We start from the raw sequence: 21,526 nt of genomic DNA on the forward strand, positions 1-21,526 counted from the left end.
ACGCAGTCCATTGCGAATTGCGTTAGCGTAGCGGGACGAAGTCCATTGCGAATTGGTATTATCTTTGCAAACTCCGAGGATCAAGAGCATCTCTTAAACCATCACCTAGCAAATTAAACGCCAAAACTGTGACGATAATTAGCAAAGCTGGAGGCCAAATTAACCAAGGTTGCAGTACCAAAATAGAAGCATTACTAGCTAAAGACAGCATATTTCCCCAGGATGGGTCAGGTTGCTGAATACCCAAACCAATCAAACTGAGTATTGCTTCTGAACCAATAAAACTGGGAACTGCCAAAGTAGCAGAGATAATTATATATGTAGCTGTTTGTGGCAAAACATGACGGATAATAATATATATCGGCTTACCACCCATAGCTCTTGCTGCTTGCACAAATTCCCGTTCTTTTATCGATAGAACTTGTCCCCGAATCACCCTTGCTAAACCAGCCCAGCTAATCACAGAAGTAATCAAAACAATCAATAAAAATCTTTGACTGCTGCTTAAACCACTGGGTAAAACTGCACCTAGCGTAACTAATAGATAAATACTGGGGAAAGTCATCAGCACTTCTGCTATCCGCATAATGACGCTATCAGTCAAACCTCCGAAATAGCCAGAAATACCACCGATTAACAAACCTAGAGGGAAGGTAAAAATTACTCCAATAATCCCAATAAATAAACTAATGCGTCCGCCATACAATAGACGGCTGAGTTGGTCGCGTCCTGGTTCATCAGTGCCTAAAATGTTGATTTTGGCTTCTCCATCTGCACCAAACAAGTGCCAATTTAAAGGTATACCAGGAATAATAGTAAAGTCATCCCATTTTGAAGGTAGTGGTACACTCAACCGGAACAGCCGAGATTTTTTAGTCGGTATACCAGGGATAATGGTAGTTTTTTCCCATGTCGAGGGTAGTGGTAGGCTCAACTGAAACAGTCGATATTCAGCACCAGAAACAAAGAAACGCACAGGAGAAGGCTTTGTGTAGTCTACAATTAATTGGCGATCGCCTGTTTCTAAATTCGTATCTCCCTGGGTTGTCGGATAAATGTGGGGGCCAATAAACTTACCCGATGTTTTATCAACCCAATAAATCCGCGTCGGTGGTAATAGCGAACCATTAGGCTGTGAAGCATAGGGGTTATAAGGGGCGATAAAATCAGCAGCAATTACTGCCATATAGAAAATCAACAGCACAACTGCCCCAAATCGCGCCAAAGGATTTTTCTGAAGTCTTCGCCACCAATTCATAGTTTTTAGTTATTAGTCATTAGTTATTAGTCATTAGTTAAGGGTGAATAGTCGATATAGTCAAGGGGCAAGACGTAAACTTTTTCCCCATTCACCCCACGAATTTTAGATTGACTAACTCTACAATTGCTCAACTAATAATCTTTGTTCTTCCTGAATTTTTTCGTGTTCTACCACAAATACATTAGAGTAGAGATTGGCAATAATTTGCTTGCCTTGCTGCGTCAAAGATAAATAGCGCAATCCATCTGTAATGTAAGGGTGAACTCCATTCCAATAGAATTTAGCGTAATTGTTGCGTAAATCGGCAGGTGTTTTATAACCTAAAACTTTACTCACCCCAGTCTCTTCAAATTCATAAAACAAAGAGGTGATTTTCTTCAAATAACGGGGGTCACTTAATTGTCCAATTAAATCAGCAGCACGCACCAATCCCGCAAAGCTCGTTGTATCTTGATGATCCTCTGCTGTAGGAACAGGAAATCTCGTCAATTCAATATTACTTTTAATTACTTCAGCATCTATGAGCTTATGTCCGCCAAAACGCTCATCAATAAACAACTTAGCCCTATCTACATGATAGGGAGTCAGACTAGCATCAGAAGCCCCAGGCGGGAGGGAAATCATTCTGCCATTTTTGCCTGTAGAATATAAGCCTTTGTTTTCTTGGTCTTGTCGGCAAACTCCCTTAACATAGCCAATATCATGACACAGCAAGGAAATAATGAAGTGTAACCAATCTTCACTAGAAACCCCACCCTCGCGGATATGCTTACCGCGTAAAATTTCCTGCCCTACCAGAGTTACCAGTATAGAATGTTCAACATTATGATAGAGGGCATCACTGTTGGCTATGTTTTCTAACGCCATGTTACCTGCCCAAGCAATGATATCTTCATACTCATTTTTGAAACAGCCGTATGTCCGGCTGTAACCTTCTCTAATTTGTCTGACAAAAGCATCAATTAAAATTTCAGTGGCGTTGAACATATCAGTTACTTGGGTTCGATAGCAATTATTTAAAGTTTTTTACAAACAGCATCTTCAGGATATTCCTGGAGAGGATTGTCAGAATCTATATTTATCTTGCATTATCCATATTCCATTGTTATTGACTAGATGAGTGTGATCTCAAAACCAAGAGTATGTGACTTAAATGATTATGATTGATTGACAAAAATATAAGGTTTATTCTGCTGAGGTATCACCGTGTAAATACGGTTATTATTTTATTTTATAAATAAAATTAATACTATCATATATGATGGCTATAGTGGCAGTTATTACAGCCAGATCGTCCATAATTATCGGATGTTTAATATTTTGTGACTTAAATTAATATGTTTTGATTAATTGTGAAGATACTGATATTATTTGTGACTAAAGTCTGACATCGCTAAATGATTTGATTTTCCGCATTCAAAATGTTACGACTCCTGTAAGCTTATGCTATACTTACTAGTACCTTAAGTTACGCGGGTGTAATTCAGTGGTAGAATGTCACCTTCCCAAGGTGAACGTCGTGGGTTCGAGTCCCATCGCCCGCTTTGAAAAAAATCATTATTCTGTGGGCATTTCCAGCATTTAGCCTGCAAATATAGTATTAAATATTATCACGATCGCCGGAGGCTGAAGCTTCTCTGTAAGACGCTACGTAAAAAGCGATCGCAATCTCTGCAATGATATTAGTGAGCATGATTTGGGAACGCGGTAAACTGGATATTCTTTACTGAAAATTCCTAATGGTGGCAAGTATAGAAAGTTCTACTAATCAAGAGTTAGTCGGTTTTATCTGGAGCATTGCTGATAAACTGCGTGGCCCATACCGTCCACCCCAGTACCGCCGGGTGATGTTACCTTTAATTGTGTTGCGTCGGTTGGATGCTGTCTTGGAACCCACTAAGCAAGCGGTGTTAGAGGCGAAGGCGAAATATGCGGCGATGGGTTTAGAGGGGGAAGCATTTGAAAAGGCGATCGCTAAAGTTGCCATTGGAGGCGATCGCCAGCAGCCGTTGTATAATCTCAGTGAATTTACCTTTCAAAAATTATTAGGTGATGCGGATGGGATTGCCAGTAATTTAAGGGCTTATATTAATAGTTTCTCCCCCAGAGCTAGGGATATTTTCGAGAAATTTGATTTTGATAGTGAAATTCAAAAGCTCGATGAAAGTAATCGGTTATATCTAGTTATTAAAGAGTTTTGTAAGCCAGATATTGATTTATCTCCCGCTAGGCTTTCTAATTTGCAAATGGGTTATCTATTTGAGGAATTAGTCAGGAAATTTAACGAACAAGCCAATGAAGAAGCAGGAGATCACTTTACCCCCCGTGAAGTAATTCGGTTGATGGTAAATCTGGTTTTTTGTGATGAGCAGGATATCTTTAAGCAAGGGATTTATCGCACAGTATATGACCCCACCGCCGGAACAGGGGGAATGTTATCTGTCGCGGAGGAATATATTAAAAAGCAAAATACAGCAGCGAATTTAGGGTTATTTGGGCAAGAATATAACCCTGAATCTTATGCAATTTGCTGTTCTGATTTACTGATCAAAGATGAGCCGATTAATCATCTGGTTTATGGCGATACATTAGGAGTAAAAAACGCCAAAAGCAAGAGTAATAACTTTTTACCTTATGATGGTCATCCTGATAAACAATTTCATTATATGTTGGCTAATCCGCCCTTTGGGGTGGAATGGAAACCAGAAGAAGATTTTATTAAAGATGAGTATGAAAATTTAGGATTTAAAGGGCGTTTTGGGGCTGGTTTACCGCGCATCAATGATGGTTCATTGTTGTTTTTGCAACACATGATATCGAAAATGCACTTACCGCCAGAGGTGGGGGGTGATGGTTCGCGGATTGCCATTGTATTTAATGGTTCGCCTTTATTTACAGGGGACGCGGGGAGTGGGGAAAGTAATATTCGCCGTTGGATTATTGAAAATGACTGGCTTGATGCGGTGGTGGCGTTACCTGATCAGATGTTTTATAATACTGGAATTTTTACTTATATTTGGTTGGTAACAAATAAAAAAGCTGCCCATCGTCGGGGAAAGGTGCAGTTAATTGATGGTACGCGCCATTTCCAGAAGATGAAAAAGAGTTTGGGTAATAAACGCAATGAATTATCCCCAGAACATATTGCGGAAGTTGTGCGGTTGTATGGGGATTTTGAGCATAATGATATTAGTGAAGTAGAGTCAGAGGGGGAGACACAAAAGCGGGTTTGCTCGAAGATTTTTGATAATCATAAGTTTGGCTTTCTTAAAATTACCGTAGAGCGTCCCTTACGGTTAAATTTTCAGGCGAGTGAGGAACGTTTGGCGAGGTTATCTGAACAAAAAGCGTTTCAGGATTTAGCAACCAGTAAGAAGCGTAAAGATGCGAAGGTACAACAGTTAGAAATTGAGATGGGTGAAAATCTGCAAAATCAAATTATTGATGCTTTGCAGAAGTTGGATGCGGGTAAACTTTATATGTCGCGTAGTGAGTTTGAAAAAGACTTAAATCGGGTGTTAAAAAATACCGGATTAGGTTTAAAAGCCCCTGTGAAAAAGGCGATTTTATCAGCCTTGGGAGAGACAGATACAGAAGCGGAAATTTGCCGAGATGCGAAGGGAAATCCTGAACCGGATAGTAATTTGCGGGATACGGAAATTGTCGCTTTACCTGATGATATTACCTTGCCATTACCGTTGGGTTATGACAAGGATGCAGATGTAAATGAGTTGGTTAAGTTGGTAAAGGGGCATTGTGAGGAGTATTTAAAAGCGGAAGTATTGCCCCATGTTCCTGATGCTTGGATTGATTTTGATAAGACTAAAGTAGGGTATGAGATTCCGTTAAATCGTCATTTTTATGTGTATCAGCCGCCTCGTCCTTTAGATGAGATTGAGAATGATATTAAGTCTTTGGAAGCAGATATTATGGCGATGCTGGGGGAAGTAGTTTAAGGATTACAATAAATGTAGGGTGTGTTATCGCGCCAGCGTAACGCACCGTAAATCTCTGGCGGTGCGTTAGGATTATCGTCAATAACACACCCTACGAGATTAATAAAATAAAGATGTAGATTCGAGAGATTTTAAGGTTATGCAAATCACAATTGATTTACCAGATAAATTAGCAGAAAAGATACAAGAACAATGGGGTAATTTATCACAAAAGATAATTGCAAGCCTTGTATTAGATGCTTTTCTAGAAGGTTTGATTGATTTTGATGAGCTAAAAGAGATACTTAATTTTTCATCTGATGATGAATTAAAGGAGTTTTTTAGACAAAAAAATATGCTTCATACTTCGGGTATCATTAATTTAGCTGGTACTTGTCCTGAGCTTGAATTGATAGAAGATGATTTAGCAATGGATGATGATTTAAACGGTGTTTTTGATGAGTGAGAATAGATGTAGGTTGGGTTAAGCGCAGCGCAACCCAACAATTTCGAGGTGTTGGGTTTCCTTACGTCAACCCAACCTACAACGAAGGGAGTTAAAGGAGAATAATGGGTAAGTATCAGGGTTATGGAAAGTATAAAGATTCTGCTGTGGAGTGGTTGGGGGAGATTCCTGATCATTGGGAAGTTAAGCAATTAAAATATATAAAATCCAAAGAGAAAAATGCTTTTGTTGATGGCCCATTTGGTTCAAATTTAAAAACAGTACATTTTGTAACAGATGGAGACGCATTTGTTATAGAAAGTGAATTTGCTACCAGAGGAAAACTTATAGAAGAAGGCTTAAAGCAAATTACACTAGATCATTTTTTAACAATTCAAAGAAGTTCGGCTAAAGGAGGCGATATTATAATTGCCAAGATAGGTGCATATTTTGGATTGAATAATATTTTACCGAACTTAAGTAAGCCAGCAGTTGTATCAGGAAATTCGTTAAAACTCTCAATAAATACTAATACTTGTTGTACAAAATTTATCCACTACCTTCTTTTGCATTTAAAAGAATCAGGTGCAATTGATTTACAAGTGAGTATAACTGCTCAACCTGCGCTTTCTTTAGGAGGAATGAATCGACTTCAAAGTTCAATTCCGCCACTGGAGGAACAGGAGAAAATCGCCCGCTTTCTCGACTATAAAACCAAGCAAATAGATGAACTCATCGCCAAGAAAGAAGCCCTCATTGAAAAACTCGACGAAAAACGCACCGCCCTCATCAGTCACGCTGTCACCAAAGGACTAGATCCAAACGTCCCGATGAAAGATTCTGGTATTGAGTGGCTAGGCGAAATCCCGCAGCATTGGAACATAATATCCATCAAAAGGTTTTCTGAAATTTATGATTGTAAACATAAAACAGTTTCTTTTATCGATGATGGATTACCTGTCGCTAGTATTGCTCAAGTACAAAACTTTTATATTGATTTATCAGCAGCGAAAAAAACAACAAGAGAAGAATTTTTAGATATGATTGAAGGCGGTAGAGAGCCTCAAAATGGAGATATTATTTTTAGCCGTAATGCAACGGTAGGAGCGTCAGCTATTGTCAGAAATGATATTTTCTGTATGGGACAAGATGTATGTCTAATAAGACCAATAAAAACTGACTCAATATTTTTGAATTACAATTTTCGGGCTTTCTTCATTAAGTCACAAATTAATACATATTTACTGGGTTCAACATTTAAGAGAATAAATGTTGAAGAAGTGAAAAATTTACTTATATGCTTACCAACTTTAACAGAACAAGAAAAAATTGTCACATTCATAGAGCAAAAAACAGCCGAAATTGACCAACAAAAAGCCAAGATTCAACAAGCCATTGAAGTATTAAAAGAATATCGCACCGCCCTCATCACCAACGCCGTCACAGGTAAAATAGACGTGCGCCAAGTCCCCATCCCCTAACCCCAGAAACCACCATGACACAAATCACCCTTGCAGAACTTCCCGAAACCGTCCAAAACCTAATTAACGAAGCGCAAAAAACAGGCGAACCCTTCCCCATCATACAAAATGGTGTTGCGATCGCCATCATATCCCCCATTAAGAAAAAATCCCTTTTAGAAACCTTTTCTACCCTTGAACCATTAGACGAAGACTTTCCTGATGTGGATGAAGGATTATTACCCTTAGATGATATTGAGTTGTAAAAATTAGTTATTGATAACGCCGTGTGCAATTGTATCTTAGACCTAACCCCCAACCCCTTCCCTACAAGGGAAGGGGAGAAAGATTCAAAGCCTCTCTCCCCGAAGCGGAGAGGTACCCTGCGGGTTCGCGGTAGCGTCTCGTAAGAGAAGCAAGCTATGGAGAGGGGTTATAAAAATAAGTTCACATCGCATTATTTATACTTGTTATCTCCAAACATCAATAATGATAGACCACGATAGACTATTTAAAGAATTAATTCAAACCTTCTTTTGGGAATTTATAGAACTATTCCTACCAGAAGTATTAGACTACGTAAATAAAGACAGCCTGACATTTTTACCAGAAGAAATATTTACAGATGTCACATCGGGAGACAAAAGAAAAATCGACTTACTCGCCAAAGTCAAATTTAGAGAACAAGACACATATTTTCTAATTCACCTCGAAAATCAAGCATATAATCAAAAAGAATTTGAACGGCGGATGTTTCATTACTTCGCTCGTTTAGATGCTAAGTATCTATTACCAATCTTCCCCATAGTCATCTTTTCTTACGACGAACCTAAACGCCCAGAAAAAAGCCAATATACAGTTAACTTCCCTAACAAAAAAATCCTGGAATTTAATTACATCGCCATTCAACTCAATAACCTCAACTGGCGCAACTTTTTAAACCAACCAAACCCCGTTGCGGCTGCATTAATGGCGAAAATGGACTTTAAACCAGAAGAAAGAGTCCGAGTTAAACTAGAGTGCTTAAGGATGTTAGTAACCTTGCAGTTAAACCCTGCTAAAATGGAACTAATTTCCGGTTTTATTGACACCTATCTCAGATTAAACGCTACAGAAGAACAAGCACTTGATACCGAATTAAAACAAGCCAACTTAGTTGAAGAGGAAGGAATTATGGAAATTGTCACCAGTTGGATGGAAAAGGGAATTGAAAGGGGAATTGAAAGGGGAGAACAAAAGATTGTTAAAAAGTTAGTAAAACGACGCTTTAATAATATTGATTCTACGTTAGAAAATCGGATTGATTCTTTATCTGTAGAGCAAATAGAAAATCTGGCAGATGCGATTTTTGATTTCCAATCTGTAGAAGACTTGATAAATTGGTTAGAACAACAAAATTGAGGAAATATTCATAAGTAAACATTAAAATTTTATGGTGCGTTACGCATTTTAAATGTACCATAAAATCAGTTTATATCACATTATTTATACTTGTTATCTTGTAATATCATCAATGATAGACCACGATAGATTATTTAAAGAATTAATCCAAACCTTCTTTTGGGAATTTATAGAACTATTCCTACCAGAAGTATTAGACTACGTAAATAAAGACAGCCTCACATTTTTACCAGAAGAAATATTTACAGATGTCACCTCTGGAGATAAAAGAAAAATCGACTTACTCGCCAAAGTCAAATTTAGAGAACAAGACACATATTTTCTCATTCACCTCGAAAATCAAGCATATAACCAAAAAGAATTTGAACGGCGGATGTTTCATTACTTCGCTCGTTTAGATGCCAAATATCTATTACCAATCTTCCCCATAGTCATCTTTTCTTACGACGAACCCAAACGCCCAGAAAAAAGCCAATATACAGTTGACTTCCCTAACAAAAAAATCCTGGAATTTAATTACATCGCCATTCAACTAAATAACCTCAACTGGCGCAACTTTTTAAATCAACCAAACCCCGTTGCGGCTGCATTAATGGCGAAAATGGACTTTAAACCAGAAGAAAGAGTCCGAGTTAAACTAGAATGCTTAAGGATGTTAGTAACCTTGCAGTTAAACCCTGCTAAAATGGAACTAATTTCCGGCTTTATTGACACCTATCTCCGATTAAACGCTACAGAAGAACAAGCACTTGATACTGAATTAAAACAAGCCAACTTAGTAGAAGAGGAAGGAATTATGGAAATTGTCACCAGTTGGATGGAAAAGGGAATTGAAAGGGGAATTGAAAGGGGAATTGAACAAGGGATTGAAAGGGGAATTGAACAAGGGGAACAAAAAATTGTTAAAAGACAACTAAAACGACGCTTCAATAATATTGATTCTACTTTAGAAAATCGGATTGATTCTTTATCTGTAGAGCAAATAGAAAATCTAGCAGATGCGATTTTTGATTTCCAATCTGTAGAAGACTTGATAAATTGGTTAGACCAACAAAATTGATGAAATATTTATTGAATCATAAACTAAGAGGTTATTTATCAAGAAAAAATAAAATTATTGTAGGGTGCGTTAGGCTGTGATTTCCCAGATGATTTAGTCACAAAATTACTATCCTCGCGCCTAACGCACCATCCATGAGGCGGTGCGTTACGGCTAAATTTTCTTGTCTGTGATTCCCAAATCCTTTCATAGCCGTAACACACCCTACATAGATTAAAACAAGCTAACTTAGTAGAAGAGGAAGGAATCATGGAAATTGTCACCAGTTGGATGGAAAAGGGAATTGAACAAGGGGAACAAAAGATTGTTAAAAAGTTAGTAAAACGACGCTTTAATAATATTGATTCTACGTTGGAAAATCGGATTGATTCTTTATCTGTAGAGCAAATAGAAAACCTAGCAGATGCGATTTTTGATTTCCAATCTGTAGAAGACTTGATAAATTGGTTAGACCAACAAAATTGATGAAATATTTATTGAATCATAAACTAAGAGGTTATTTATCAAGAAAAAATAAAATTATTGTAGGGTGCGTTAGGCTCTGATTTCCCAGATGATTTAGTCACAAAATTACTATCCTTGTGCCTAACGCACCATCCATGAGGCGGTGCGTTGCGCTGCGCGACAACACACCCTACATTTACTACATTGACTTATACTTGATTATGTTTATACTTCATACCTCATGCACACGGAAGATAAATTTGAGGACATTATTGAAAGGGAACTCCTGCAAATCAGTGGCTATCACCAAGGTAAAGCAAACGACTACGACGCAGAAACCGCCCTTTTCCCCAGGGAAATCATCAATTTTATCCAAACAACCCAAACCAAACAATGGGAACGCCTAGCCAGCACCAGCCCCAGTGATGCTGAGAAAATTATTATAGATAGCCTCACCAAAGAACTCAAAAGCCGAGGAATGCTTGATGTCCTCCGCAATGGCTTCAAATGCTATGGTAAAACCCTGCGAGTTGCTTACTTCCAGCCCAACACAGGGATGAACCCGGAAACCTTGGCACTTTATGAACAAAATAGCCTCACCATCACCCGCCAAGTTACTATCAAAACCGGACGCATTCCCGATATTCTCCTCAGCATCAATGGTTTACCCATCGCCACCATTGAACTGAAAAACCCCTTCACCGGACAAACCTACCAAAACGCTATTCATCAATATAAACACGATCGCGACCCCAAAGACCCGCTATTTGCATTTAAACAACGCTGCTTAGTCCACTTCGCTGTAGACACCGAAGAAGTTTGGATGACTACTAAACTCGCTGGTGAAAATACTTATTTCCTACCCTTCAATAAAGGTAATCATCACGGTGCTGGTAATCCCCCTGGGGATAATGAAGAATATCGCACCAGTTACTTTTGGTTAGAAGTTTTACAAAAAGATAGCCTTTTGGATATCCTAGCCCGTTTCCTCCACGTCGAAATTAAAGAAACCAAAATTCCTACCGCCACTGGGGTTAATTACCAGAAAAAAGAAACCCTAATTTTCCCCCGCTACCATCAACTTGATGTGGTGCGGAAACTCATCAGCCACGCTAAACAAAATCAAGCTGGACATAATTATTTAATTCAGCATTCCGCCGGTTCAGGAAAATCAAATTCTATTGCTTGGTTAGCCCATCGCCTCGCTAACCTCCACGACAACCAAGATGAAAAAATCTTTCATACCGTTGTTGTCATCACCGATCGCACCATACTAGATCAACAATTGCAAAACACTATCTATCAATTTGACCATAAAGCCGGAGTTGTGCAGAAAATTGACGAAAACACCCAACAACTCGCCACAGCCCTCAGCGACGGCGTACCGATTATTATTTCGACAATTCAGAAATTCCCCTTCATTACTAAAGCCATCGAGACTTTAGGGAAAAAAGGTAAAACCATAGACATTACTACTAAAAATAAACGCTTTGCGGTCATCGTTGATGAGGCGCATGGTTCCCAAACCGGAGAAACCGCCGCCGAACTCCGCAAAATTTTAAATAAAGATGGTATTGAATCAGCGATCGCATCCCAATTGTTAGAAGATGAACTTGAGGAAGAGAATCTCAGTGATGCAGCTAAACAACAACTCCTCAAAGAACAACTCACCCGCACCAAGCAACCCAACCTCAGTTACTTCGCTTTTACCGCCACACCCAAACACAAAACCCAACTTGTCTTCGACGAACCAGGGGAGAACGGACAAGTTCCTTTTCATCTCTACACCATGCGCCAAGCCATTGAGGAAGGCTATATTAAGGACGTTTTAGCAAATTACACCTGCTACGATCGCTATTACGAACTTGTCCGCACTTCTGAGAATAACCCAGACTTACCCCGTCGCCAAGCAGCGAAGGTGATCGCCAATTTTGTGGAACTTCATCCCTACAATATCGCCCAAAAAGTAGAAATCATCATCGAACATTTCCGCAACCATACCCGCCATAAAATTGGCGGTAGGGCGAAAGCAATGGTTGTCACCAGTTCTCGCGAACACGCGGTTAAATACAAACTGGCTTTTGATAGATACATCAAAGACAAAGGCTATAGCGATATTAAATCCCTTGTGGCTTTCTCCGGTTCTATTATCCTTGATGAATTACCTGGACAAACATTTACTGAAGTCAACATGAATGGTGGCATCAAAACTTCCGAAATTCCTGATAAATTTGCTAGTGATGCTTATCAAGTGCTGCTTGTCGCTAACAAATTTCAAACCGGATTTGACCAACCTTTGCTGCATACTATGTTTGTTGATAAACGACTTGATGGCGTGCAAGCTGTCCAGACTTTATCTCGCCTCAACCGTACCACCACAGGGAAAGAGGATACTTTTGTTTTAGATTTTGTCAACAAACCCGAAGACATCTACAAAGCTTTTAAACCCTACTACGAAGAAACTCCCGTTGGCGAAACCGCAGATCCACAACAATTAAATGATTTGTCTTACCAGCTTTATGAATGGCAACTTTTTAGCCGAGATGATGTCAACCAGTGGTGTGAAATTTGGTTTCGCCCGAAAACTTCTCTTACAGGAAGCGAACACAAAAAATTAAATACATTACTAGACCCAATTATTGATAATTATCAAGCTCTCCCAGACGCAGAGAAAGAACTATTTAAAACCCAACTTAGCAGCTTCCGCAATCTCTACCTATTCCTTGCCCAAATTATTCCTTATCAAGATTCTGAACTAGAAAAGCTTTATGCTTACGGGCGATTTCTCCTCAAGAAATTACCCCGCAGTCTACAGGCTCCTAAAATAGATTTATCTGAGGATATTGAACTGAAATTTTATCGCCTGGAAAAAATCAGCGAAGGGAAAATTGATTTAACTGAAGGTAAAGCCGAACCATTACGCGGTGCGATCGCAGTTGGAACTCGTCAGCCAGATAAGGAAGTCCCCTTATCCCAGCTTATCGACACCCTTAACGAACGTTTTGGTACTAATTTTACTGTAGCAGACCAGCTATTTTTTGAGCAGATTACCGAAACTGCGATCGCGAATGATTCCATTAAACAAGCGGCTCAAGTCAATACCAAAGAAAACTTTGCCCCGGTTCTAGACAAGCATCTAGAAAATCTATTTATTGAACGCATGGATGGTAACGAAAAAATATTTATGCAAGTGATGAATAGTGAAGAGTTTAAAGCAGTTGTGTTTGAAAAATTACTATCTAGTATTTATGAGAGTATCAAGAGCGAACATTCATGATTAGGGGTATGAGAAGTATCAAGACAGAAAAGCAGGTATTGAAATAACCTGCTTCAATAGTTGCGTTGTAGACATAGCTGCTAGTGATTCGCCAATGTGAATTTTGCGATCGCACTTGAAGGAATATACAACAAATCCCTGAAACATAAGCTTTGCTCAAAGACTCAAGCCCTTGATTGCCCAAGCTGAAGATTCAAGTTTCCATCCCCGTTAGGGGAAGAGGGTTTGGAAAGGCATAATGTTCCTTTGGTGATTGACGAAGTGCAAACGTTTCCATCCCCGTTAGGGGAAGAGGGTTTGGAAAAGATTTGGAAGACGCATTGCAAATAGCGATTAGTCAGAAGTTTCCATCCCCGTTAGGGGAAGAGGGTTTGGAAAGAAGAAGGAGGCAGAGACCACGCCACCATGTCTGTCTTTTGGTTTCCATCCCCGTTAGGGGAAGAGGGTTTGGAAAGTTTCCTCATGGTAAGCTCCCAGAAACTCGGAGCATACAGTTTCCATCCCCGTTAGGGGAAGAGGGTTTGGAAAGCAAAAGCTGGTTCTAACGGAGACTTGTTGAATTTAACGTTTCCATCCCCGTTAGGGGAAGAGGGTTTGGAAAGGACTTGGTTGGAATATTCATCTAACCAAGCCCTAAAGTTTCCATCCCCGTTAGGGGAAGAGGGTTTGGAAAGGTCAACTCAATCAAGCACCGACACAGTGGGTAACTATACCGTTTCCATCCCCGTTAGGGGAAGAGGGTTTGGAAAGCCAGTGAATAGATTTACCCGAAAGGCCCGGGTTTCGAGTTTCCATCCCCGTTAGGGGAAGAGGGTTTGGAAAGTTAATGGTAACTACAATAACACCATGAAATCTGAAAGTTTCCATCCCCGTTAGGGGAAGAGGGTTTGGAAAGCTTGAGCAGCAATCCATGAAGGCTCAGGAGGACGATAATGTTTCCATCCCCGTTAGGGGAAGAGGGTTTGGAAAGAGTTACCATCTGGAAACCTTACAGGGTAAGAGTTTCAACTACCCATTTCGACACCACCTTTTTCTCTCAAAAAATAAATAAGAAAAATAGTGAATTTCACAGGCTGAAACCTATGCTGCGTAAGCTATCGACACCACTTAACGAAATTATGCGGTTTTCAAGGTTCTGGCGAGTGGTGTCGAAAATCTTAGACACACTAGCTAGAACAGTAAAATATGAGACTAAAAGTTGTCAAGAGTCTCATAAAATGTCTTTACGATTAGAAAACATTACTAAGTGTTTTGGCTCATTTGTCGCTAATGACAACATTAGCCTGAGCGTTGATACTGGCAAGATTCACGCAATTTTGGGTGAAAATGGCGCAGGTAAGACTACTCTAATGAATATCATCAGTGGTCTATATCAACCTGATGCTGGTCAAATTTATCTCAACCATCAACTAGTCAAGATAACTTCACCCAATACAGCAATTAAATTAGGTATTGGCATGATTTACCAACATTTCATGCTTGTGCCTCAATTAACTGTTACAGAAAATATTATTTTAGGTAGAGAAAAAACATTACATTTAAATCTGCGCCAAAAACAACGGGAAATTGCGGCTTTATCCCAGAGTTATGGCTTAGAAATTGACCCCAGTGTTAAGGTTGAAAATTTACCTCTAGGTGTACAGCAACGGGTAGAAATTCTCAAGGTGCTTTACCGTCAGGCGAAAATATTGATTCTCGATGAACCAACGGCGGTTTTAACTCCTCCAGAGGTGGAATCATTAATGATGATTTTGCGCCAACTGGCGGCGGCTGGAAATACGATTATTTTTATTAGTCACAAGTTAGAAGAGGTGATCAATCTCTGCGATACAGTCACCGTGTTACGTCGGGGAAAAGTCGTGGCTAATACCCAGACTGAAGCTGTCACACCCCAGCAACTAGCGGAATTGATGGTGGGGCGCGAAGTAACTTTGCAAGTTGATAAATCACCTGCGTCACTGGGAAAGGTTGTCTTGTCGGTGGAGAATTTGCAAGTGGCGGATGATAGAGGTGTAACTGCTGTGGGTGGTGTGTCTTTTGATGTGCGAGCTGGGGAAATTTTGGGTATTGCGGGGGTAGATGGTAATGGACAACGGGAATTAGCTGATGCAATTACGGGTTTGCGGCGGGTGAAAGAGGGGAAAATTACTAGAGAAAAAGCTATCGGTTATATACCTGAAGATAGGCAAAAAATGGGTTTGGTGTTGCAATTTAGTATTGCCCAAAATCTGATTTTAAAGATGGTTAAAAGCTTGCCTTTTTGTCGTTATTTCTTATTACAATCAGCAGTGATTAAAAATCATGCCCAAGTTGCAATGCAAGAGTTTGATATTCGGGCGACTGGGGCAGATATTCCAGTGAGTCAGCTATCAGGAGGAAATCAACAAAAGGTGGTGTTAGCGCGAGAATTGGCGCGAGAACCAGATTTAATTGTGGCGATGCAACCAACACGGGGTTTAGATGTGGGGGCTATAGCGGCGGTACATTCACGGCTATTGAGAGAACGCGATCGCGGTGCGGCAATTGTGTATATTTCTACTGAGTTAGAAGAAGTGATGGCGATGAGCGATCGCATTGCGGTAATGTACAAAGGTGAGTTTGTGGCGATTTTGGACGCAGAAACGGCAACAGTTGAGGAAATCGGTTTGTTGATGGGTGGGGGAAAATGCTGATGTTGATCCGAAAATGGCAGCAACCGCACTGTAGCTCATATCAGCGAATTATCGAATAATCTTTATATGTTTAACAGATTAACCATACCCGCACTGATTACTACTCTCGCTGTTGTGCCTATTGTTTCTAGTTGCAGTGCTAATAAAACTCCCCTAAGTACAGAGCAACAGATTTATGCTGGTAACTGGGTAGCTAGTGATGGTACATCTGTCACGATTTATCTGGATGGTGGTGGCGATTTTAAAGCCTCAAATAGTTCCGTCACAGGTGGTTCAACAACCTTTACAGATAAAACTTTGACAATTGGTTTAGGCCCCATTAAAAGGGAGTTTAAAATTACTCAGCCACCTCAAGAACAAAATGGTAAATTCACAATGCAGCTTGACGGCATAAGTTATACCAAGAGTAATTAAATCTATTTGCGATTACGTTTTGTAACAGGGGTTTTACCTTGGTACAAAACGTGCAATTTATGAAAAGTGATGGTGATGAGCGATCGCATCACGGTAATGTACAAGGGTGAGTGTGTGGGGATTTTGGACGCACAAAGGGCGACGGTTGAGGAGGTTTAAGTAATTTTGGCTGTGTGGGATGAGGTATTATTTTTAGCTCACGCATTCGCCGCAAGGCGTTCCCGAAGGGTAGGCGCAAAGACGCAAAGAGATTTTTGCTTTCAAGATGCGAGAAAAAATTGTAGGGTAGGCATCTTAACTTACCCTACAAGAAATTCCCAAAGTGGAATTCAAATCACTCTGCGCTTGTTCTAAGGCGACTGGTAGTTTTCGGACGGCTTGGGCGAGGTTTGGTCTTCCACTGCCGCGATCGCCTGTACAATTAATTGGTGCCGTTACCTCCACTTTGTCTTAATAGATATTGCCAAATTCGTTCATTTTCAATTTGTGATTGTCTGAGAGCTTGCTGATGTAATCGTGCTATGTCGAGAAGTTGGTTGACTGTGCGCTCTAATCTAGCTGCTGTTTGGCTGTTGGCGCGTGTCTCTCTTCTCACTCCTTCTAAAATTGTCCGGTTGAGGTCTATTTCATCTCCCAAAGCTTCTAATCTTGTGTCAATGTCATCTAATCGAGCGTTTAAATCTTCTGGTTGTGCGTTAGTCACGTTGCTTTGCTCCGAATTGAAAAATATTGTTACAAAAAGTTAAGCTAAAGCAGAATTTAAATCACTCTGTGCTTGTTCTAAGGCGGTTGGTAATTTACTTGCGTCGCGTCCGCCGGCTTGGGCGAGGTTTGGTCTTCCACCACCGCCACCACCGCAGATTTTTGCTATAGCACCGACAAATTTACCCGCCTGTAAGCCTTTCTTGTTGACTTCGGGGCTGAAGGCTGCAACTAAGCTGACTTTTCCTGCTTCGGGAACTGAACCCAATACCACTGCACCGTTGCCGATTTTTTGTAGTAAGCGTTCGGCGGCGGTTTTTAAGGATTCGGGGTCTACGCCTTCTAATTCGGCGACGATAATTTTATGTTCGCCTAGAGTTGTTGCGGTTTGTAATAAGCTGTCGGATTTCGCGATCGCTAATTGTCCTTTGAGCGTTTCTAGTTGCTTTTCAGCGTTTCTGAGTTCGCTTTGTAGGGTGGTGATTCTGTCTGGTAGTTCTTCGGGTTTGACTTTAAAGCGATCGCTTAAATCTTTAACTACTTTATCCCGGACATTCAGGTAGTCTAAGATAGCGGGGCCAGATACCGCTTCAATCCGCCGCACTCCAGAAGCCACCCCAGCTTCAGTAATTATCTTAAATACGCCAATCTCCGCAGTATTACTTACGTGCGTACCTCCGCATAATTCCATAGATACACCAGGGAAATCGATGACGCGGACTTCATCACCGTATTTTTCCCCAAACATCGCCACAGCACCCCTAGCTTTGGCTTCGGCTAAGGGTAATACTTCGATTTTGGCGGAGTGGGCTTCAGAAATCCAGGTGTTAATCTGTTCTTCTACTTGTTGAACTTCTTCCGGTGTTAAGGCGCGGGGACAGTTGAAGTCAAAGCGTAGTCTGTCGAAGGATACCAAAGAACCGGCTTGAGATATGCCCTCATCGACGATTTTCTTTAACGCCGCTTGTAGTAAATGGGTGGCTGTATGGTTCGCTTGGGCGCGACGACGACAAGCCCAATCAATTTGGGCGGTGACGCTATCGCCTACGCAGAGTGTTCCGCGTTCGATGCGTCCGAAGTGGACAAAGAAATCGGATTCTTTCTTCACATCTTCCACGCGCACAACTACACCATCACCGGAAATATAACCGCGATCGCCTATTTGTCCCCCTGATTCGGCATAGAATGGGGTTTGGTTGAGGACTATCTGCACCTCTGTTCCGGCTTCGGCTGCTTCTTGGGAAACACCATCAACTAATAAAACTTCGACTTTTGCTGTTGCGGCTGGTTGGGTATAACCTAAAAATTCTGTCGCGTGGATATGTTCAGCGAGTTTGTCCAGAGAACCTTGCACTGTTAAGTCGATGGTTTCGTGTGCGGCTTTGGCGCGTTCGACTTGCTTTTGCATCTCGACATTAAAGTCGTCTTCATCAATAGTCAGGTTATTTTCCGCCGCGATTTCTTGGGTAAGTTCTAAGGGGAAGCCGTAGGTGTCGTACAGTCTAAACGCACTTTCACCACTAATCACGGTTTTGCCTTGCTTTTTCACCTCGGCGATGATTTCTGCTAGGAGTTTCTCGCCTCTATCTAAAGTTTTGAGGAAATTAGCTTCTTCGCGTTGCAATTCGGCTTTGATTGCCGCTTCTCTTTGGCGCACATTGGGGTATGCTGATTCAGAAAGAGCGATCGCAGTTTCGGCAACTTGGTTAATAAATTCGCCACTAATCCCAATTAATCTGCCATGACGCACCACTCGCCGAATTAATCGCCGCAATATGTAACCCCTCCCCACGTTGGAGGCGCGGATTTCATCTGCAATCATGTGAACCACGGAACGAACATGATCCCCGATGACTTTTAAAGAAACTTTGGTGTTCTCGTCGCTGCTGTGGTAATTGATCCCCGCGATTTTGGCGGCTGTTTCGATAATGGGGAAAATTAAATCTGTTTCATAATTATTCGGTACTTGTTGGAGAATTTGCGCCATTCTCTCCAAACCCATACCAGTGTCGATGTTTTTATTTTGCAGAGGTGTTAAGTTACCTTCGGCATCCCGGTTATATTGCATAAACACCAAGTTATAAAACTCGATGAATCGGGTGTCATCTTCTAAATCTATATTCTCATCGCCCAGTTCTGGGTGAAAATCATAATATATTTCGGAACAAGGGCCACAGGGGCCAGTGGGGCCAGATACCCAGAAGTTATCATCTGCACCCATGCGTTTAATTCTGGCTGCTGGTACGCCGATTTGATCCCGCCAGATAGCAAAGGCTTCGTCGTCTTCTTCAAAAACGCTGACTACTAAACGTTCCTTGGGTAAGCCAAACACCTCCGTAGAGATTTCCCATCCCCAAGCGATCGCTTGTTCTTTAAAATAGTCACCAAAACTAAAATTACCCAGCATCTCAAAAAATGTATGATGCCGTTTGGTGCGTCCGACGTTCTCAATATCATTGGTACGGATGCACTTTTGGGAAGTTGTCGCCCGCTTAAATTCTGGTGTGCGCTGCCCCAAGAATATCGGTTTAAATGGTAGCATCCCCGCGATCGTCAGCAGCACAGTAGGATCTTCTGGTACTAGGGAAGCACTGGGTAAAATTTGGTGTTCCCTTTGAGCATAGAAGTTAAGGAATTTAGCGCGGATTTCGTTACCGCCGATGGACTGGGGGTTTGAAGACATGGGAAGAAATGACAAACTAATTTTATTTAACGAGTAGGGGTGAGTGGAAGCAGGCAAAAGTTAAGAAAAAAGAATAGTTATTTAATCAGCTTTTTGCCTATGTCATGATTAGGGCTTTATTTACGCCTTGCTGTAATAGGAACTAGAGCCTAAAGTCTAGTATGTTTACGGGCTTAACACCCCGCCACCGCTAACAGCACACTGGTTAACATCCCGCTACTGCTCACAGAACTCTATATATTTTTGCATTTTGTTTCCCTTTGCTGCCACAAATTTGCGGTTTTTCAGCAGTTCTATGTCTGTATGATTTCTGGAATCTACCTGACAGTAGATGTAGAACTAATACCAATTCGCAATTCGCAATTCGCAATTCGCAATTCGCAATGGACTAACGTCCCGCTACGCTAACGCAATTCGCAACGATGCTCCCGCCTTGCTCCGCTAACGCAATTAAAAAACTTAGATGCGGCAAAGCTTTCACGGATTACATCCGTATCAAGGTTTTCGTGAATAGGTATAAACCATCATTACATTGTTAAAGAATTCCCTCTCCCAGAGGGAGTTGATTTAAGTAATAATTTTTGATTTTAAAGTGACAAATATAGCTATAGATGAATACGTATTACAGGAAATACTCAGATGAATTTAAATTTAGCATTAAAAATATAGGACTCATATTTGATTTCTGAAAAACCGAATTAGCTAGAGGCTTGACATATAAAGGTTTGCTGATCAGTATACTTAGCAAGATTCAAGTACGATTCCTATATCCAGTACGTAAGTCTGCAATATCTCGAATGTGAGACAAACAATTTATATACATCACTGTTTTCCACAATTCCGGTCAATTACTAAAAGTAGTTGTGACTTATTTGCAGTGTTAATTCATGAGGTCACTGGAAGAATTAACGGTTGATAAGTAATATTTAACAGCATACGCAAAAGAATTTACAAATTTGAGAGGTGTGAAAAGATATTTGTCTTTCAAAACTTTAGATACACTATTTTTTTACAACTTGCAATATATCCCTATATAAATACAATCTCAAATCTCCAAATCTCACGCCCAGATTTTTTTCCGAGACGCTAATGTAGTTGGGGTCAATTCAAAATCAGTCTTAAAATTTTGAGCTACTGCGTGGGACTGGTTTCCTGGCTTGTAGCAATTGGTGTTTCTGCGGCGGTAAACCTACCTATAGAACTTTCCACAAAGTCCAAAATTTTTTGACTGGCTTTTCATAAAAAAAAGGTGATATTCCTTCAGGATATTTGCTTGTTTTTTATTAAAATTTTACATTTATCTAAAAGTATATAACTTTACAGTAAAATTTAGATTTTTTGTGTGTATTCCATAATAAAACGATGTTTTTACGCGAAAGCACGTATACATAAATTGTATATGTGAAGAGAAAAAATATGTATTTTTCGTTATTTATACTGATGCTGTAGACTTGAGCATTAATATCATAATTATATGTAAGTAATATTTTAGTTTTTTGAGGTTTAAATCATACATTTATGATCATTTTAAGCTGTCTCAAATAATTACATATTTATAAAGAAAGTATTAATATAATTACCTATACTATGTTCAGTATTTTCACTGTTTGAAAAATAAAAAAGTTGATTACTTATTAATGAAAATCAGTGAATATAATCCGGCTTTTATTATGTTTATACACAGGTATTAAGAGGATATTAAGCTTTAAGAAATTTACTTTTTTTGAGTTAAGAATGTATATATATATACAGACATAATTGGAGAAGAGTAA

15 protein-coding genes, 1 tRNA gene and 1 CRISPR repeat array are annotated in these 21,526 nt (G+C 40.1%); of the genes, 11 read left to right on the forward strand and 5 right to left on the reverse strand.

The window, feature by feature from the left end; genetic code table 11:
- Window positions 1–58: 58 nt before the first annotated feature.
- Together CV014_RS04820 and CV014_RS04825 are read right to left on the reverse strand one after the other, a co-directional pair.
- On the reverse strand, window positions 59–1,258 hold the full coding sequence (locus tag CV014_RS04820) for an ABC transporter permease (RefSeq protein ID WP_236140980.1): 1,200 nt from the start codon (window positions 1,256–1,258) through the stop codon (window positions 59–61).
- Between the two features lie 120 nt (window positions 1,259–1,378).
- Complete coding sequence (locus CV014_RS04825) at window positions 1,379–2,248, reverse strand: Npun_R2479 family HD domain-containing metalloprotein (RefSeq protein WP_103136358.1); 870 nt, start codon at window positions 2,246–2,248, stop codon at window positions 1,379–1,381.
- Window positions 2,249–2,733: 485 nt separating this feature from the next.
- Between CV014_RS04825 and CV014_RS04830 the strand changes: the two genes are divergently transcribed.
- The 11 genes from CV014_RS04830 (at window position 2,734) to CV014_RS04880 (ending at window position 16,369) form a co-directional block, all read left to right on the forward strand.
- Window positions 2,734–2,805, forward strand: a tRNA-Gly gene (locus CV014_RS04830).
- A 195-nt stretch (window positions 2,806–3,000) separates the two neighbouring features.
- Window positions 3,001–5,217: a type I restriction-modification system subunit M gene (locus CV014_RS04835; RefSeq protein WP_236140981.1), complete on the forward strand. Its 2,217-nt coding sequence runs from the start codon at window positions 3,001–3,003 to the stop codon at window positions 5,215–5,217.
- A 139-nt stretch (window positions 5,218–5,356) separates the two neighbouring features.
- Window positions 5,357–5,662: a hypothetical protein gene (locus CV014_RS04840; RefSeq protein ID WP_236140982.1), complete on the forward strand. Its 306-nt coding sequence runs from the start codon at window positions 5,357–5,359 to the stop codon at window positions 5,660–5,662.
- Between the two features lie 104 nt (window positions 5,663–5,766).
- On the forward strand, window positions 5,767–7,122 hold the full coding sequence (locus tag CV014_RS04845; RefSeq protein ID WP_236140983.1) for a restriction endonuclease subunit S: 1,356 nt from the start codon (window positions 5,767–5,769) through the stop codon (window positions 7,120–7,122).
- A 14-nt stretch (window positions 7,123–7,136) separates the two neighbouring features.
- Complete coding sequence (locus CV014_RS04850; RefSeq protein ID WP_236140984.1) at window positions 7,137–7,367, forward strand: type II toxin-antitoxin system Phd/YefM family antitoxin; 231 nt, start codon at window positions 7,137–7,139, stop codon at window positions 7,365–7,367.
- Between the two features lie 223 nt (window positions 7,368–7,590).
- Window positions 7,591–8,502, forward strand: a complete 912-nt coding sequence (locus tag CV014_RS04855) for an Rpn family recombination-promoting nuclease/putative transposase (protein ID WP_236140985.1) — start codon at window positions 7,591–7,593, stop codon at window positions 8,500–8,502.
- A gap of 112 nt (window positions 8,503–8,614) precedes the next feature.
- Complete coding sequence (locus tag CV014_RS04860) at window positions 8,615–9,562, forward strand: Rpn family recombination-promoting nuclease/putative transposase (protein ID WP_236140986.1); 948 nt, start codon at window positions 8,615–8,617, stop codon at window positions 9,560–9,562.
- A gap of 249 nt (window positions 9,563–9,811) precedes the next feature.
- A complete protein-coding gene (locus CV014_RS04865; RefSeq protein ID WP_236140987.1) occupies window positions 9,812–10,027 on the forward strand; it encodes a DUF4351 domain-containing protein in 216 nt (71 codons plus the stop codon).
- A 220-nt stretch (window positions 10,028–10,247) separates the two neighbouring features.
- On the forward strand, window positions 10,248–13,283 hold the full coding sequence (locus CV014_RS04870; protein ID WP_236140988.1) for a type I restriction endonuclease subunit R: 3,036 nt from the start codon (window positions 10,248–10,250) through the stop codon (window positions 13,281–13,283).
- Between the two features lie 197 nt (window positions 13,284–13,480).
- Window positions 13,481–14,253: direct repeats of the CRISPR family, unit length 36 nt; unit sequence GTTTCCATCCCCGTTAGGGGAAGAGGGTTTGGAAAG.
- A 247-nt stretch (window positions 14,254–14,500) separates the two neighbouring features.
- A complete protein-coding gene (locus CV014_RS04875) occupies window positions 14,501–15,955 on the forward strand; it encodes an ABC transporter ATP-binding protein (protein ID WP_236141033.1) in 1,455 nt (484 codons plus the stop codon).
- Window positions 15,956–16,021: 66 nt separating this feature from the next.
- Entirely contained in the window at window positions 16,022–16,369 is a 348-nt protein-coding gene (locus CV014_RS04880; RefSeq protein WP_236140989.1) for a hypothetical protein, read from the forward strand.
- 294 nt (window positions 16,370–16,663) lie between these two features.
- On the opposite strand, the gene CV014_RS04885 is transcribed toward CV014_RS04880, so the two are convergent.
- From CV014_RS04885 to alaS, 3 genes are read right to left on the reverse strand one after another with little or no spacing between them, the layout of a single operon-like run.
- On the reverse strand, window positions 16,664–16,813 hold the full coding sequence (locus tag CV014_RS04885; RefSeq protein WP_236140990.1) for a hypothetical protein: 150 nt from the start codon (window positions 16,811–16,813) through the stop codon (window positions 16,664–16,666).
- On the reverse strand, window positions 16,791–17,072 hold the full coding sequence (locus CV014_RS04890) for a hypothetical protein (RefSeq protein ID WP_236140991.1): 282 nt from the start codon (window positions 17,070–17,072) through the stop codon (window positions 16,791–16,793). Before CV014_RS04890 ends, CV014_RS04885 begins: the two co-directional genes overlap by 23 nt.
- 39 nt (window positions 17,073–17,111) lie before the next feature.
- Complete coding sequence (alaS, locus tag CV014_RS04895) at window positions 17,112–19,754, reverse strand: alanine--tRNA ligase (protein ID WP_236140992.1); 2,643 nt, start codon at window positions 19,752–19,754, stop codon at window positions 17,112–17,114.
- Between the last annotated feature and the right edge of the window lie 1,772 nt (window positions 19,755–21,526).

Source organism: Nostoc sp. CMAA1605, assembly GCF_021596505.1.
Classification (GTDB): domain Bacteria; phylum Cyanobacteriota; class Cyanobacteriia; order Cyanobacteriales; family Nostocaceae; genus Trichormus.

Coding starts and splice junctions, on each gene's coding strand:
- CV014_RS04855 (WP_236140985.1), top strand. CDS start 7,591: ATGATAGACCACGATAGACTATTTAAAGAATTAATTCAAACCTTCTTT.
- CV014_RS04880 (WP_236140989.1), top strand. CDS start 16,022: ATGTTTAACAGATTAACCATACCCGCACTGATTACTACTCTCGCTGTT.
- CV014_RS04875 (WP_236141033.1), top strand. CDS start 14,501: ATGTCTTTACGATTAGAAAACATTACTAAGTGTTTTGGCTCATTTGTC.
- alaS (WP_236140992.1), bottom strand. CDS start 19,754: ATGTCTTCAAACCCCCAGTCCATCGGCGGTAACGAAATCCGCGCTAAA.
- CV014_RS04845 (WP_236140983.1), top strand. CDS start 5,767: ATGGGTAAGTATCAGGGTTATGGAAAGTATAAAGATTCTGCTGTGGAG.
- CV014_RS04820 (WP_236140980.1), bottom strand. CDS start 1,258: ATGAATTGGTGGCGAAGACTTCAGAAAAATCCTTTGGCGCGATTTGGG.
- CV014_RS04870 (WP_236140988.1), top strand. CDS start 10,248: ATGCACACGGAAGATAAATTTGAGGACATTATTGAAAGGGAACTCCTG.
- CV014_RS04850 (WP_236140984.1), top strand. CDS start 7,137: ATGACACAAATCACCCTTGCAGAACTTCCCGAAACCGTCCAAAACCTA.
- CV014_RS04835 (WP_236140981.1), top strand. CDS start 3,001: ATGGTGGCAAGTATAGAAAGTTCTACTAATCAAGAGTTAGTCGGTTTT.
- CV014_RS04860 (WP_236140986.1), top strand. CDS start 8,615: ATGATAGACCACGATAGATTATTTAAAGAATTAATCCAAACCTTCTTT.
- CV014_RS04825 (WP_103136358.1), bottom strand. CDS start 2,248: ATGTTCAACGCCACTGAAATTTTAATTGATGCTTTTGTCAGACAAATT.
- CV014_RS04840 (WP_236140982.1), top strand. CDS start 5,357: ATGCAAATCACAATTGATTTACCAGATAAATTAGCAGAAAAGATACAA.
- CV014_RS04865 (WP_236140987.1), top strand. CDS start 9,812: ATGGAAATTGTCACCAGTTGGATGGAAAAGGGAATTGAACAAGGGGAA.